The organism is Streptomyces sp. a15 (assembly GCF_059026085.1).
Genome location: NZ_JBWLKM010000097.1, coordinates 14,884 through 29,466 on the forward strand (window position 1 = coordinate 14,884; position 14,583 = coordinate 29,466).

The window sequence follows — 14,583 nt, forward strand, 5'->3', positions numbered from 1 at the left end:
GTACGGCTGTCAGGGCCAGAGCAGTTCCTTCCCCCAGCCGGCCTCCCCGCGCCGGTACACCAGCCGGACGTGCTGCCGTCGTCCATCCCCCTGGAAGAACTCCACCTCGTCCGGGCGGAGGCGGTAGAGCGTCCAGGTAGGGACCGGGGCACCGGGGTCCTGCTGGGCGCGGTCCCAGGCGGCCGCCGAGACGCGGGCCAGTTCGCCGAGGGAGTCGAGGGGCTCGCTCTGCCGCCCGGTGAGGGCCGCCGCGAGTGCCCCCGTCGAGCGGGCGTGCAGATCCGCCTGCCCCTCCTCGGACGGGGCGGCCGTGACCGGTCCCCGCACCCGCACCTGACGGCCCAGGACCGGCCAGTAGAACCCGAGGGCCGCATACGGGCGGTCGGCCAGCTGGGTCCCCTTCCTGCTGCTCACGTGGGTCGCGAAGGACCAGCCGTCCGGGTCGGCGCCGTGCAGCATCACGATCCGTACGTCCGGCCGGCCCTCCGCGTCCGACGTTGCGAGGGACATGGTGTGCGGCTCGGTCTGCCCGGCCGCCACCGCCTCGGCGAACCACGTGGTGAAGAGGGGGAGGGGGGCGTCGGGGGCGGCGGTCGGGTCGAAGGCCGGCAGCGAGGTGACCTCCGGGTCCCACACCCGCAGTGACCTCAGCAGCTCATGAAGATCCGTTCCCATCCCCTGATTGTCACCCGCGCCCTCCGCCGGCGCCCCCCGCCCCGCGCCTCAGACCGTCCCGAGGTCCGACGACACCCACCGCTCGGGCCGCATCCGGATCACGACCTGCTCGCCGTGCTCCTTCCAGGCGGTGTCGACGTACCCGTCCACCTTGTCGGCCGGGAGGTAGCGCGCGGAGATCTCCCGGAGCTGCTCGATGGTGGCGGGGGTCGTGTCGATGACCGGTCCCTCGACCGACACGTACCGGATGGTGGGCTCCAACCGGTCGACCATCAACGTGAACCGGCCTGCCGCACTGATCAGTTCGTTCTTACGGGTGTCCAGTCCCGTCATGATCCACACCGTGCCGTCGGACTCGCGCTGGTACCAGATCGGCACGGTCAGCGGAGCGCGTCCCGCTCCCGCGTCGACCGCCAGCGCGGCGACGTGCGGTTCGGCCAGGAACTGTTCACGTTCTTCGCGGGTCAGGGCCATGCGGACTCCTCCAGCGGCTCGGGCGTCATCGTCCTCTGCCAGAGCAACGCCGAACGGCGAGGCCTGTGTTCCCGCCCGACACGGCCGAGCAACAGGAACCTCTCTACGGACGCGTCCGCCCCAACACCACCGTCCCCGACGAGCAGAACCACCCGCCCGTCCCCGAGGCCACCGCAAGCTCCGGCAGGCGCCCCCCGTCCTTGCGTACTTGGCGGCCCTCCGCCTCCCCCCGCAACTGCCGTACCGCCTCCACCAGCAGGAACAACCCCCGCATTCCCGGATGCTGGGCCGACAGCCCACCCCCGTCGGTGTTCACCGGCAGCTCCCCGCCCTCGACCCTCAGCCGCCCCTTCTCCACGAACGCCCCGCCCTCGCCCTTCCCGCAGAACCCGAGGTCCTCCAGCGTCACCAGCGTCATGTAGGTGAAGGCGTCGTAGATCTCCGCGAAGTCGATCTCGTCGGGCCGAACTCCTGCCCGTTCAAAGGCGATCCGTCCGCTCACCGCCGCCGGGGACACCGTGAAGTCGGCCCACTCGGACATGGCCGCATGCGAGATGTGCTCGCCGGTGCCGAGGATCCACACCGGTGCGGTGCGGCAGTCCCGTACGTACTCCTCGGCCGCGAGCAGCACCGCCGCCCCGCCGTCGGAGCGCAGGCAGCAGTGGAGTTTGGTGAACGGGTCCGCGATCACCGGGCCGGACAGCACGTCGTCGACCGTGATCGGGGCGCGGAACATCGCCTCGGGGTTGAGCGCGGCGTTGGCGCGTGCCTGCACCGCCACCTCCGCCAACTGCTCGATGGTCGTGCCGTGTTCGATCATGTGACGGCGGGCAGCCATGGCGTACTTGGCGATCAGTGTGTGGCCGTACGGGACCTCGAACTGGAGCGGGCCCCGGGAGCCGAAGGAGAGGTTCCCGGTCCGTCGTCCCGCCTTGATGTCCGCGCGGGCCGTCGAGCCGTAGACCAGCAACACCGCGTTCGCGTGGCCGGCGGCGATCGCGTCCGCCGCGTGCGCCGCCATGACCTCCCAGGTCGAGCCGCCCACCGACGTCGAGTCGACCCAGGTGGGACGCAGGCCCAGGTATTCGGCGACCTCGACGGGCGCGAGGGTGCCGGTGCCGGCCGACGCGAAGCCGTCGACCACCTCTCTGCCGAGTCCCGCGTCGGCGAGGGCCCGGCGGGCGGCCTGGGCGTGCAGGGTGTACGGGGTCGCGTCGTCCACGCGGCCGCAGTCGGAGAGGGAGACCCCGACGATCGCGACGTTCCGGGAACCCGTCCTCATGAATCCGACCTCCTCGTGGATCCGACCTCCTCGTGGATCCGACCTCCTCGTGGATCCGACCTCCTCGTGGATCCGACCTCCTCGTGGATCTGACGGTACATCAGATACGGCGATGCGCGGCAGGTGTCACGGGGCTGGGCATCCCGTCCTCCCGGTCCTAATATGACGGCCCGTCAGGTCTGGATGAACGGGGGCGCCTCATGGACGCCGGTTTCACCGCCGAGCAGGACGAGATCCGCCGTACCCTCCGCGAGCTGTTGCGCAAGCGCTGCGGGCCGGCCGAACTGCGGGCCGCCGTCGACACCGCCGCCGGACACGACCCCGCCCTGTGGACCGCCCTCGCCGAGCAGCTCGGGCTGCCCGGCCTCGCCCTCCCCGAGGCGTACGGCGGTGTCGGCTGCTCGGTGACCGAACTCGCCCTCGCCTGCGAGGAGACGGGCCGCTTCCTCGCCCCCTCGCCGCTGCTCGCCACCGCCGCCCTCGCCGCCCCGCTCGTCCTCGCCCTGGGGACCGGCACCCAGCGCGCCGAACTGCTCCCGCGGATCGCCGACGGCACCCTCACCGCGGCCCTCGCCGTCCCCGGCACCCACCTCGCCACCGCCCTCGCCCTCACCGGCGACAACGACGGCGACTGGGCGGGCGGCGGCCGGGCAGGGGGAGTGCAGGCCAGGCGGGTGGGGGACGGCTGGCGGCTGTACGGGCAGGCCGACCAGGTGCTCGACGGGCACAGCGCGGGTTTGCTGCTGGTCGCCGCGCACACGGGCGGGTTCGCTCGCTCGCGGACGCTGCTCTTCCTCGTGCGCGGGGACGCGGACGGGCTCGTGCGGGCCCGGCAGACCGCCCTCGACGCGACCCGGCCGCAGGCGCGCGTCCAACTACGGGATACGGAAGCCGAGTTGCTGGGCGGCGAGGAGGCGGACGTACTCACCGCGCTCGCCCGCCTCGGCGACAGCGCCGCCGCCGTGCTCGCGGGCGAGGCCGTCGGGGCCGCCGACCAGGTGCTGGGCCTGACCGTCGAGTACGTGCGGCGGCGCGAGCAGTTCGGGCGGCCGGTCGGGTCCTTCCAGGCGGTGAAGCATCGGCTGGCCGACGTGTACGTACAGGTGCAGGCGGCGCGCTCGGCGGCGTACTACGCGGCCTGGGCCGCCGCGCACGGAGAGCAGGTCGGCGCTCTCGCCCTCGCGCAGGCGCTGGAGGCCCTGCGCTCCGCGTCCGCCGAGGGCATCCAGTTGCACGGCGGCATCGGTTTCACCTGGGAACACGAGGCTCACCTGTACTTCAAGCGCGCCTGCGGCGACGAGCTGCTGTTCGGGCCGGTGCACCGGCTGCGGGCGCACGCCGCCGGCGCGGCGCACCTTTTCGAGAGCGCGGAGGTGACGGTGTGATCGGTGTGCGAGTGGTCCAGAAGGTGTCGTCGACGCGGGGCTTCGCCAAGGTGGCGCCCCATGTGATCCCCGCGCTCGACCGTGCCGTACACCGGCTGACCCGCGGCCGGTTCCTGCTCAGCGCCCAGCTCCTGCCGGGCGTGATCCTCACCTCGACCGGGGCGAGAAGCGGCCTGCCCCGGCGTACGCCGCTGGCCTGCATGCCGGAGTCGGGCGCGGAGCCGGGCACGGAGCCGGGCGGCGAGAGCTGGATCCTGATCGGCTCCAACTTCGGCCGGACCGGCCACCCCGCCTGGACCGCCAACCTCCTCGCCCACGCGGAGGCGACCGTCAGCTGGAAGGGGCACGACCTCCCCGTCACGGCCCGGCTGCTGGAGGGGGAGGAGCGGACGGCCGCTTGGAAGGCGGTGCTGGCCTTCTGGCCGCCGTACGCCACGTACCAGGCACGGGTGGAACGGGAGATACGGCTCTTCAGGATCGTACGAAGGTGAGTCCAGGATCGTACGAAGGTGAGTCCCAAAGGTAGGTCTCAGAGCGTCGCCAACCGCTGCACCAGCAGAAACGCCCCGATCCCCAGCATCGCCGCCCCCGACGTCCGCGTGACCGCGCGGGCCGCCGCCGGGCGGGCGCCGAGGACCGCGCGGGCCGTGAGGCCGACCGTCAGGTAGACGGCGGCGCAGCACACCATGTGGAGCAGGCCGAGTACGGCGGTCTGTGCGGCCACGGGCAGGTGCGCGCCCCCGGTGACCAGGAACTGCGGCAGGACGGACAGGTACAGCAGCAGTCCCTTGGGGTTCAGGCCGCTGATCGTGGCACCGCGCAGGAAGACGCGGGCGGAGGCCGTCTCGCCGACGGGAGCCGCCGCTCCCGGAGTGCCCGGCCGCCGCAGCACACCCCACCCCAGCCACACCAGGTACACCGCGCCGCCGGCCGTCAGCGCGGTCAGCAGCCCCGGCGAGCGCGCCACCAGCACCGCCAGCCCGGCCACCGCCAGCACCGTGTGCAGCGCGTACCCGGCGACGAGTCCGGCCACCGCCGCCACCGGCGAGCGGTCCCGGAGCCCCGCCGAGATCGCGTACGCCCAGTCGGCGCCCGGCACGCACACCAGCAGCAGGTCGACGGCGAGGAAGGAGATGAGGGTTCCCGAGTCCATGGCGGGGACATTAGGCGCGATTGGCGCGAAAGTGTTCCCGAAGTTTGCCCATGATCCGCGATGTGGGGGAAGAATCTCCCCCATGGACGACGTGGACCGGAAGATTCTTGCCGAGCTGCAACAGGACGGGCGGCTGACCGTGACCGAGCTGGCCGCGCGGGTGCGGCTGAGTGTCTCGCCGTGTCACCGGCGGCTGCGCGAGCTGGAGCGGTCGGGGGCCATCAGCGGCTACCGGGCGGTGGTGGATCCGACGGCCGTCGGGCTGACCTTCGAGGCGCTGGTCTTCGTCTCGATGCGGCAGGAGGACCGGGACACGGTCGCCGGGTTCGAGCGGGCGATCGGGGAGATCGAGCATGTGCTGGAGGCGCAGCGGCTCTTCGGGGAGCCCGACTGTCTGCTGCGGGTGGCGACCGCCGACCTCGCCGCCTTCCAGCGGCTCTACGACGAACGTCTCGCCACGCTGCCGGGCGTGCAGCGGCTGACGTCCACGCTGGTGATGAAGCACGTGGTGAAGGACCGGCCGTTGCCCGCATAACGCCGCAGGCGGTAGTCCACCCGAGTGAACTACCGCCTGCCAGACAGGACTTGGACCGCGCAAAAAGACGTGGGTTATGACGTGGGCTGTGGCGTGGGGTATGGCATGGGTATGTGGCTTACCTCGTCGGCTTCTTGCCGGTCACGCCCAGGTGCACCAACAGCGCGAGGTTCGGCTTGAGTTCGGCCGGCTTCACGCCCCAGGTCTGGAAGCCCTTCTGGTGCGAGGCGACGGCCGCGAGCATCGCGACGATGGAACCCGCCACGGCGGCCGGATTCACATCCTTGTCGACCCTGCCCTTGGACTGGAGTTCGGCGACCGCGTCCGAGAGGGAGTTGTTCACGGAGTTCAGGATCTTCATACGGAGTTTGTAGAACCGCTTGTCGCCCTCGGCGGCCCCGAGATCGACGACTCTGAGGATCGCGTCGTTGCGGCGCCAGAACTCCAGGAAGCCGTCGACGAGTTCCTGAGCGGTCTGCCAGCCGGCCTTGCCGACCCAGGAGCGGCCGGCGACCAGCTCGGTCAACTCGGCGCCCTCGGCGGCCATTTGCTCGGCGATCTCCAGAACGGCGCCTTCGACGTCCGGGAAGTACTGGTAGAAGGTCGCGGGTGAAGTCCCCGCCTTCCGGGCGACATCGATGACTTTGACGTCCCGGTAAGGGGAGGAGCTGAGCATCTCGCTGAGGCAGTCGAGCAGCTTCTGCCGGGTCGCCTGCCCACGCCGGCCGGCCACGCGGCCGTCGACGGTACGCACTTGTCCTGTCATGCCGTCAGCTTACCGAGGGGTGATCGGAGCGCGATTCGGCCGACTGCAAATGGGGTGCCCGGGCGGGGTGGGGCGGGTGTGCCTGGTCTGCGGGGTGCGGGCGACGCCGTTACTTTGGCGGCATGGCCGAAAACAGGGCATCCGGGTACGGAGAGGACGTCTACGGAGAGGGCGTCCCCTGCTGGGTGGACGCACAGCTCCCCGACGTCGAGGCGGGGAAGCGGTTCTACGGTGAGCTCTTCGGGTGGACCTTCGAGGAGTCGTACGGGGGGTCCACGTGGGCCCTGGCGGACGGTGAACCCGTCGCCGCGCTCGCCCGCAAAGCGGACGGCCGGATGCCCACCGTCTGGACGGTGTACTTCGCCACCCCGGACGTCGAGGGGCTCGCCGACCGGGTCTGGGCGGCCGGCGGGCAGGTCGTCACCGCGCCCCTGCCGGTCGGCGAGCTGGGCACGGCCGCGCTGGTCACCGATCCCGAGGGCGCCGTCTTCGGCCTCTGGGAGCCGGGCACGCACCGCGGCTTCGGCCGGCGGCACGAGCCGGGTACCTTCGTCTGGGCCGAGCTGTACACCCGGGACACCGAGACCGCCAACACCTTCTACGGCGGCCTCTTCCACGACGCCCTCTTCGGGCCGGGCGCCCACCCCGACTTCGGCCGCGCCCCCGTCTCCGACGTCTTCCCGGCGGAGATGCCGTCCCACTTCCTGGTCCACTTCCGCGTCGAGGACTGCGCGGCCGCCCTCGGGACGGTGAACCGGCTGGGCGGGCGCGTCCAGGCACCGCCCTTCGAGACTTCGTACGGGCGGGTAGCCGTGGTCACCGACAATCAGGGGGCGTCGTTCGCGCTGCTGGAGCGATGGAAAACAGTACTTTGATGTGAGACACCCCATTTGTTTCCGGGTTCGCAACCAGCGCCCGGGCCAGGAAGAATCGGGGTGCGTGCCGCCATGGCGGTGCGGTGGTGAGACGCTGCACGGGGTCGCGTACACATGTGGCATGACGCGGCCCGTACGGGGAGGTGGCAGGCAAGTGGTGGATCAGCTGACGCAGCACGATCCGCGGCGCATCGGGCCGTTCGAGGTGCTGGGACGGCTGGGTGCCGGCGGCATGGGGCTGGTCTATCTCGCGCGCTCGGCTTCCGGCCGGCGCGTGGCGATCAAGACGGTCCGTACGGAGCTCGCCGAGGACCAGCTCTTCCGGGTCCGCTTCACCCGCGAGGTGGAGGCGGCCCGGGCGGTCTCGGGCTTCTACACGGCGGCCGTGGTCGATGCCGACCCGCGTGCGGCGGTGCCGTGGCTGGCCACCGCCTACGTGCCCGCGCCCTCGCTCGAGGAGATAGTGAACGAGTGCGGGCCGATGCCGGCCCAGGCGGTGCGCTGGCTGGCGGCGGGTGTCGCCGAGGCGCTGCAGTCGATCCACGGCGCCGGGCTGGTCCACCGTGACCTGAAGCCGTCGAACGTCCTGGTGGTCGAGGACGGCCCCCGGGTCATCGACTTCGGTATCGCGTCCGGCGTCTCGAACACGCGTTTGACGATGACGAACGTCGCCGTGGGCACCCCCGCCTACATGTCCCCGGAGCAGGCCAAGGACTCCCGCAGCGTGACCGGCGCGAGTGACGTCTTCTCGCTCGGCTCCATGCTGGTCTTCGCCGCCACGGGCCACCCGCCCTTCCACGGCGCCAACCCCGTCGAAACCGTCTTCATGCTGCTCCGCGAGGGCCCGGACCTCGAAGGCCTCCCGGACGAGCTGCGCCCCCTCATCGAGTCCTGTATGCAGATGGAGGCCACGGCCCGCCCCAACCCCGCCGACCTCCAGGCCCAGCTGGCCCCCCACCTCTTCGGCTCCGGCTCCGACGACAGCGGTACGGCGTCGGCCTGGCTGCCCGAGCGGGCGGTGGCCCTGATCGAGGCGCGCCGCGGCGGACGGCCGCCGGTGAAGCAGACCCAGAGCGGCGGACGAAGCGGAGGCGGACGGGTCGCGCCCATCCCGCCCCCGCCGTCCCGTGACCCCGTGGTCCCGGGGCCGGTACCGGGCCCCGTGTCCGTCGCCGCCGCCCCCGACACCGGCCCCGTGCGCCTGGCCGGCGCCCAGGTCCCCATCGGGCCCGGCCCGCGCGTCGCCGACGCCCGCGCCGCCGCCGTCAAGGCGCCCCCTCCGGAGGCCGGCCTGGTCGCCTCCTGGTCCAGGCCCCGCCCCGGCGTCAACGGCACAGACCCTGCCGTAGGCCCTGCCGTGACCGCCGCGCCTCCCGCGCCCGCGGAGACCGCGGCCGGCTGGCGCCCCTGGCGCTTCCGCATGTCGAACGACGTCTGGGGCACCCCCTCCGTCGCCGGCGACCTCGTCTACGTCACCTCCTTCGAGGTCCACGCCCTGGACGTGGCCACCGGCCGCCGGCGCTTCAAGACGCGGGACGTGGCCTGGTCGATGGCGGTCGCGGACGGCCGTATCCACGCCTCCGACGGACCCACCCTGTTCGCCCTCGACGCCCGCGAGGGCGGCGACCTGTGGCGGCTGTCCACGGACGCCTGGGTGTACTCCCTCAAGGCCGACCGCGGCACCGTGATCACCGGGACGCGCGGCGGCGGCGTCCAGGCCTGGGAGGCCTCCGGCGGCCAGAAGCTGTGGGAGCTCACCGGCTGCCAGACCGACTTCGAGTCCCCCGAGGCCGGACCCACCCTGCACGAGGGCACGGTGTACCTCTGGCACGACGCCCGCCTGCGCGCCCTGGACGCCCGCACGGGCGACGAGCGCTGGTCGTACCCCATCGGCGACACGGCCTCCTGCGGCGGCGTACCGGTCCGGGTGGCCCAGGCGCACGACGGCAACGTCTACCTCTCCGCCGGCACCCGGGTCCTCGCGCTCGACGCGGCGAGCGGCCACGTCCGCTGGCACTTCGAGGCCCCGGCCGTCTTCCTCTGCGCGCCCACCTTCGTGCCCGGCCCCGCGGTCGCGGGCGGCGGCGTGTACCTCGCCGACTACCTCGGCACGGTCTACGCCCTCGACGCCACCGACGGCCGCGACCGCTGGCGCATCGCCACCGAGGCCCGCTCCTCCGTCGACTCGGTCCTGGTGGCCGGCGGACACGTCCACGTGGGCAGCGGCAAGGGCCTCTACACCCTCGACGCGGTCACCGGCACGCCCAAGTGGCGCTTCCAGGCGGGCGGTGACATCGTCGGCGCCCCGGCGGTGGCGGAGGGCCGTATCCACTTCGGCTCCACCGACCACCTGCTGTACACCCTCAAGGCCGACGACGGCCGCCTCCGCTGGAAGCTCGCGACGGGCGGCGAGATCACCGGCTCCCCGGTCGTCAAGGACGGGGTCGTGTACGCGTGCAGCAAGGACCGGTGCGTGTACGCGCTGGACGCGGAGAAGGGGACGGGGACGGCGAGGGCCAGCTGAGCCGGAGCGGTGACATGGCCGTGACAGACGTTGCATAGAGTGACGGCATGCAACTACGGGGAAGCAGGCTCAAGTTCACAGCGGTGGCGGTACTGGTGGTGCTCTCGCTCACCGGGTTCTCTTCGGGACGCGGCCACGGCAGCAGTAGCAGCGGCGGCAGCGACGGTGGCAGCGGCGGCGGGGGCTGCAGCAGCTCCGGCCAGGACCACGACAGTTCGTCGTCGTCGACGTCGGGCGGCGGCACGTACCGCGACTACGACGATGACGACGACGACTACGGAAGCAGCGGCAGCTCTTCCGGGGGGAGCACCTCCACGGCCCCGGCGGACGCCGAGGTCGAGCTGGTGAGCTGCGTGACGGAGGCCGACGCGTACGCCACGGTCGAGGTCACCAACCCGAACTCCGTGGGCTACTACTTCACCGTCACCGTCAGGTTCCTCGACGCCGATTCCCAGCAGGTCGACGTGCAGAGCGTGGACGAGTTCGTCGCCGCGAACGACAAGGCGAAGGTGCAGGTGCCCCTGGACAATCCGGGTCTGGCAGCTGAAGTCGACAAGTGCGACCCGGACTTGTTCGCGTCGGCCGACTGACGGACGGGCTGACGGACGGGCTGACGGACCCTCAACGCGACCGGAACCTCCCGCTCTTCCGTCCGGCGAACAGCTCGGCCTGGCGGTCGGCGGGCAGGTTCCCCAGCGAGACGAGATGCGGCGCCTGCGCGAACCCCTGCGCACGCGCCGCCTCCTTCGCCGCCCACAGCGCACGGACCGTCCCCTGCGTGGCCTCGGCCGGATACCCGGCGATGACCGCCGCGGCGGCGGTCGCGGCCGCCAACGCCCCGCCCGCCTCGGTGAGTTCGGAGACCAGCCCGATGTCGTAGGCCCGTTGCGCGGAGATCCGCTCCGCCGCGCCCATCAGCATCATCCGCGCGACCTCCCCGAACGGCATCCGCTGCGCCATCAGCACCGACTCGTACGCGCTGACCATGCCGTACGTGGTGTGCGGATCGAAGAAGGCGGCCGTCGCGTCCGCCACCAGGAAGTCGCTCTCGCCGAGCAGATAGAAGGCCCCGCCGCACGCCATCCCCTGCACGGCGGCCACCACGGGCTTCCAGAGATCGTTCGCCTTCGGCCCGATCGTGAGCAGCGGATCGTCCTGCATGTACGGCGAGTTCGGTTGCGGCACCACGGCGTCCCGGTCGATCCCGGTACAGAAGGCCCGCCCGCCGGCGCCGGTGAGGACGACGGCCCGCACGGAGTCGTCGAACCTCAAACCCCGCCAGACCTCTCGGAGTTGTCCGGCCATGGCGAGATCGATGGCGTTGAGTCTGCCCGGCCGGTCGAGGGTGACGACGGCGACGGCGGTGTCCTTGTCGATCTCGACGCGCACTCCCGCGGGCCTCACGGCCGCTCCAGGACCCATTGGGGCAGCCCGGTCGTCCCGTCGTAGGCGAAGTGGGCCTTGGCGCCGATGCGAATGGCATGCGGATCAAGGGAGTTGAGAGAGTCCCCGGGCTCGCTGACCAGGTTGCCGACGAGCCGTATGTGCGGCGCCTCGACGAGCTCGACGACGACGACGTTGTACGGCGCCAGCGCCGCGTACTCCGGCAGCAGCGGCGGATGCGGAACGACGTACGACCAGACGCGCCCCTGCCCGGACATCGCCCGCCATTCACTCCCGAAGGACTGGCAGCGCGGACAGCACGGGCGGGGCGGGAAGCGAAGCTCGCCGCAGTCGGCGCAGGCCTGGACGCGCAGCTCGCCCTGGGCGGCGTAGTGCCAGAAGGGGGCGCTGTCGGGGTCGGTGACGGGGGTCAGCATGACGGCTCCATGTGTCGGCTCCTGTGTCAGTTCCTAAGCTGTCAGTTCATAAGCTGTCAGTTCCTCAGCTGTCAGTTCCTCAGCAGCAGGGCGGAGGTGGGGACGCCCTCACCCGCGGTGACGAGACAGGTGGCGGCGCCCGGGACTTGTGCCGTACTGGTCCCCCGGAGCTGCTTCACGCCTTCGTTGATGAGGTTGAAGCCATGGACGTACGCCTCGGAGAGCCCGCCGCCCCCGGTGTTGAGGGGCAGCAGCCCGCCGATCTCCAGCGCGCCCCCCTCGGTGAAGGCACCCCCTTCCCCCCGTCCGCAGAAGCCGTAGCCCTCCAGGGAGAGGGGGACGAGGGGCGTGAACGCGTCGTAGATCTGGGCGACGTCGACCTCCTGGGGCGTGACGTCGGCGTGCTTCCACAGGTGCCGGGCGGCGGTCCAGGCGGGGCCGGTGAGGGGGTCGTCGTTCCAGTAGTTGACCATGCCGTGGTGCTGGGCGGGGAGGCCTTGAGCCGTGGAGTGGACGTAGACGGGTCTGCGGCGGCAGTCCCGGGCCCGCTCCCGGCTGACGATCACGCAGGCCAACGCCCCGTCCGTCTCCAGGCAGTTGTCGAAGAGGCAGAGGGGCTCGCTGATCCAGCGGGACGTCATGTACATCTCGCGGGTGAGGGGACGGTCGTACATGATCGCGGCGGGGTTCTGGTTGGCCCTGTTCCGGCAGGCGAGGGCGACGTTGAAGAGGTGGTCGCGGGTGGCGCCGTACTCATGCATGTAGCGGCGGGCGAGCATGGCGATCTCGTCGGCGGGGCGCAGGAGGCCGAAGGGGCGGGTCCACTGGGCGGGGGTGGGGAGTTGGGTGACGGTGTTCTTCCACGGCCGGGGCCCCGACCCCCGCTTCCGTGAGCGCCAGGCGACTCCGACCGTGGCCTGCCCGGTGGCGATGGCGGCGGCGAGGTGCGCGACGGTGGCGCAGGATCCCCCGCCGCCGTAGGGGATCCGGCTGAAGAAGGTGAGGTCTCCGAAGCCGACGGCCTTGGCCAGTTCGACCTCGTCCGTCTCCTCCATCGTGTAGGAGGCGAGGGCGTCGACCTCGCCGGGCGCGATGCCGGCGTCGTCGAGGGCGGCGAGGACGGCCCGGCAGGCGAGGGTCCGCTCGTCCTCGTCGAGCCGCTTGGCGAAGGCGGTCTGGCCTATGCCGACGATGGCGGTGGCGTCCTTGAGGCCTGTTCCTGTTGTTCCTGTTGTTCCTGCTGCTCCGGCCATGCTGGGGGTTACCTCCGCAGCTCACTGGGCGGCTGACAGTCCGTCAGGCTACAGCTAATCTGACGGGTAGTCAGCTAGTGGGGCTGGAGACTGGAGGCCTGCTGTGCGCGGTGACTTGGAGTGGGAGAGCATCCCGGGGCTGGTCAGGTCGGCGGCCGAGCGGTACGCGGACGTCGAGGCGGTGGTGGAGGGCCGTACGCGGATCTCCTACGGCGAGTTGGGCGCCCGCGTGGAACGCGCGGCGGCGGCGTGCGTCGCGAACGGGGTGGCGGCGGGCGACCGGGTCGCGATCTGGGCGCCGAACACCCTCGACTGGATCGTCTCCGCACTGGGCGCGGTGTCGGCGGGCGCGGTGCTGGTGCCGTTGAACACCCGCTTCAAGGGGACGGAGGCCGCGGACGTACTGCACCGCAGCGGCGCCCGCCTGCTGTTCGTGACGGGAACGTTCCTGGGAACCTCGTACGTGGCGTCGCTGCGGCGCGCGGCGGGCGAGGGGGCGGGTCCCGGCCCGCTGCCGGGGCTGCCGGCCCTGGAGCAGGTGGTGGTCCTCTCCGACGACGCACCGGCCGACTTCCGTACCTGGAAGGACTTCCTGGCGAGCGGGGACGCGGTGGGGGACGCTGAGGTACGGGCGCGGTCCTCGGCCGTCCCCGGCTCGGCACCCTCGGACATCGTCTACACGTCCGGTACGACGGGCCGCCCCAAGGGCGCGGTGATCACCCACGCGCAGACACTGCGGGCGTACGAGGTGTGGAGCGACCTCGCGGGCCTGCGGCAGGGCGACCGCTACCTGATCGTGAACCCCTTCTTCCACACCTTCGGCTACAAGGCGGGCGTGATCGCCTGCCTGATGCGGGGCGCGACGATGATCCCGCAGCCGGTCTTCACCATCGACACGGTGCTGGCGAACATAGCGGCGGAGCGGGTGTCGGTGCTGCCGGGCCCGCCCACGCTCCACCAGTCGCTGCTCGACCACCCGGCGCGGGACGCCCACGATCTGTCGGCCTTGCGGTTGGTGGTCACGGGCGCGGCGGTGGTGCCGCTGCGGCTGGTGGAGCGGTTGCGGGGCGAACTGGGCGTGGACACGGTCCTGACCGCCTACGGCCTCTCCGAAGCGACCGGCATCGTCACCATGTGCCGCCGCGGCGACGACCCGTCGGTGATTGCATCGACCTCAGGGCGGGCGATACCGGGGGCGCAGGTGCGGGTGGTGGACGCGGGCGGTCGGGAGGTGGCGGCCGGCGTCCCCGGCGAGGTGCTGGTCCGCGGCTTCAACGTCATGCTGGGCTACTACGAGGACGAGGCGGCCACGGCGGAGGCGGTCGGTGCGGGCGGGTGGCTGCGTACGGGCGACGTGGGCGTCCTGGACGCCGCCGGCAACCTCCGCATCACCGACCGCCTGAAGGACATGTTCATCGTCGGCGGCTTCAACGCCTACCCGGCCGAGATCGAACAGCTCCTTGGCCTCCACCCGGACGTGGCGGACGTGGCGGTCATCGGCGTCCCGGATCCCCGGTTGGGGGAGGTCGGCAGGGCGTACGTGGTCCGTCGGGCGGGGGCCGTGCTGACGGGGGACGACCTGATCGCCTGGGCCCGGAGAGAGATGGCGAACTACAAGGTGCCGAGGTTGGTGGAGTTCCTGGCGGAGCTGCCTCGGAATGCCGGGGGGAAGGTGGTGAAGGGGGAGCTGCGGGCGGGGCGTCGCTACGGGGGTGGAGGGGGAAGTTGATCTGAGCGCCGACTTGTTGGGTCACCGTTGGGCCGCTCGCTTCTTGGCAGTGTCGTGCTTCCACGACCCGAGTAAAGGGCGCTCCGCCTCCGGCTCCGCGTCGGCTGCGCCG

Annotated in this window: 15 protein-coding genes; 7 read left to right on the forward strand and 8 right to left on the reverse strand. The window is 71.9% G+C overall.

From position 1 onward, the window contains the following. Positions 1–9: 9 nt before the first annotated feature. The 3 genes from AC5P09_RS44990 to AC5P09_RS45000 form a co-directional block, all read right to left on the reverse strand. On the reverse strand, positions 10–675 hold the full coding sequence (locus tag AC5P09_RS44990) for a pyridoxine/pyridoxamine 5'-phosphate oxidase (protein ID WP_493879474.1): 666 nt from the start codon (positions 673–675) through the stop codon (positions 10–12). A gap of 48 nt (positions 676–723) precedes the next feature. Continuing rightward, a complete protein-coding gene (locus AC5P09_RS44995) occupies positions 724–1,149 on the reverse strand; it encodes a pyridoxamine 5'-phosphate oxidase family protein (RefSeq protein ID WP_493879475.1) in 426 nt (141 codons plus the stop codon). A gap of 103 nt (positions 1,150–1,252) precedes the next feature. Next, the gene (locus AC5P09_RS45000; RefSeq protein ID WP_493879476.1) at positions 1,253–2,431 is read right to left on the reverse strand and encodes a thiolase C-terminal domain-containing protein; all 1,179 of its coding nucleotides are present in this window, start codon (positions 2,429–2,431) and stop codon (positions 1,253–1,255) included. A gap of 200 nt (positions 2,432–2,631) precedes the next feature. Here AC5P09_RS45000 and AC5P09_RS45005 point away from each other — a divergent pair, with 200 nt between their 5' ends. Together AC5P09_RS45005 and AC5P09_RS45010 are read left to right on the forward strand one after the other, a co-directional pair. Further along, positions 2,632–3,816, forward strand: coding sequence for an acyl-CoA dehydrogenase family protein (locus AC5P09_RS45005; RefSeq protein ID WP_493879477.1), 1,185 nt, complete (start codon positions 2,632–2,634; stop codon positions 3,814–3,816). Continuing rightward, complete coding sequence (locus AC5P09_RS45010; protein WP_493879478.1) at positions 3,813–4,307, forward strand: nitroreductase family deazaflavin-dependent oxidoreductase; 495 nt, start codon at positions 3,813–3,815, stop codon at positions 4,305–4,307. Before AC5P09_RS45005 ends, AC5P09_RS45010 begins: the two co-directional genes overlap by 4 nt. 38 nt (positions 4,308–4,345) lie before the next feature. On the opposite strand, the gene AC5P09_RS45015 is transcribed toward AC5P09_RS45010, so the two are convergent. Further along, positions 4,346–4,969: a LysE family translocator gene (locus AC5P09_RS45015; RefSeq protein WP_493879479.1), complete on the reverse strand. Its 624-nt coding sequence runs from the start codon at positions 4,967–4,969 to the stop codon at positions 4,346–4,348. Positions 4,970–5,051: 82 nt separating this feature from the next. Between AC5P09_RS45015 and AC5P09_RS45020 the strand changes: the two genes are divergently transcribed. Continuing rightward, positions 5,052–5,504 carry an Lrp/AsnC family transcriptional regulator gene (locus AC5P09_RS45020; RefSeq protein WP_493879480.1) on the forward strand — a complete coding sequence of 151 codons (453 nt, stop codon included), beginning with the start codon at positions 5,052–5,054 and terminating at the stop codon, positions 5,502–5,504. 118 nt (positions 5,505–5,622) lie between these two features. Here AC5P09_RS45020 and AC5P09_RS45025 read toward each other — a convergent pair whose 3' ends face one another. Then, positions 5,623–6,258 carry a TetR family transcriptional regulator gene (locus AC5P09_RS45025; RefSeq protein ID WP_493879489.1) on the reverse strand — a complete coding sequence of 212 codons (636 nt, stop codon included), beginning with the start codon at positions 6,256–6,258 and terminating at the stop codon, positions 5,623–5,625. A gap of 134 nt (positions 6,259–6,392) precedes the next feature. Here AC5P09_RS45025 and kbpA point away from each other — a divergent pair, with 134 nt between their 5' ends. From kbpA to AC5P09_RS45040, 3 genes are all read left to right on the forward strand, one after another. Beyond that, entirely contained in the window at positions 6,393–7,145 is a 753-nt protein-coding gene (kbpA, locus tag AC5P09_RS45030) for an AfsK-binding protein KbpA (protein WP_493879481.1), read from the forward strand. Between the two features lie 154 nt (positions 7,146–7,299). After that, on the forward strand, positions 7,300–9,669 hold the full coding sequence (afsK, locus tag AC5P09_RS45035) for a protein serine/threonine kinase AfsK (protein ID WP_493879482.1): 2,370 nt from the start codon (positions 7,300–7,302) through the stop codon (positions 9,667–9,669). Positions 9,670–9,716: 47 nt separating this feature from the next. Then, positions 9,717–10,259: a hypothetical protein gene (locus AC5P09_RS45040; RefSeq protein ID WP_493879483.1), complete on the forward strand. Its 543-nt coding sequence runs from the start codon at positions 9,717–9,719 to the stop codon at positions 10,257–10,259. A gap of 31 nt (positions 10,260–10,290) precedes the next feature. Here the strand turns inward: AC5P09_RS45040 and AC5P09_RS45045 are convergent, their stop codons facing one another. The 3 genes from AC5P09_RS45045 to AC5P09_RS45055 form a co-directional block, all read right to left on the reverse strand. Beyond that, positions 10,291–11,091 carry an enoyl-CoA hydratase/isomerase family protein gene (locus AC5P09_RS45045; protein WP_493879484.1) on the reverse strand — a complete coding sequence of 267 codons (801 nt, stop codon included), beginning with the start codon at positions 11,089–11,091 and terminating at the stop codon, positions 10,291–10,293. Further along, complete coding sequence (locus AC5P09_RS45050; protein ID WP_493879485.1) at positions 11,070–11,489, reverse strand: Zn-ribbon domain-containing OB-fold protein; 420 nt, start codon at positions 11,487–11,489, stop codon at positions 11,070–11,072. Before AC5P09_RS45050 ends, AC5P09_RS45045 begins: the two co-directional genes overlap by 22 nt. Positions 11,490–11,560: 71 nt before the next feature. Beyond that, complete coding sequence (locus AC5P09_RS45055; protein ID WP_493879486.1) at positions 11,561–12,742, reverse strand: lipid-transfer protein; 1,182 nt, start codon at positions 12,740–12,742, stop codon at positions 11,561–11,563. A gap of 103 nt (positions 12,743–12,845) precedes the next feature. On the opposite strand from AC5P09_RS45055, the gene AC5P09_RS45060 reads away from it, so the two are divergent. Then, positions 12,846–14,471 (forward strand): FadD3 family acyl-CoA ligase, encoded by a 1,626-nt coding sequence (locus tag AC5P09_RS45060; protein ID WP_493879487.1) that lies wholly within the window; start codon positions 12,846–12,848, stop codon positions 14,469–14,471. The last annotated feature ends 112 nt before the right edge of the window (positions 14,472–14,583 follow it).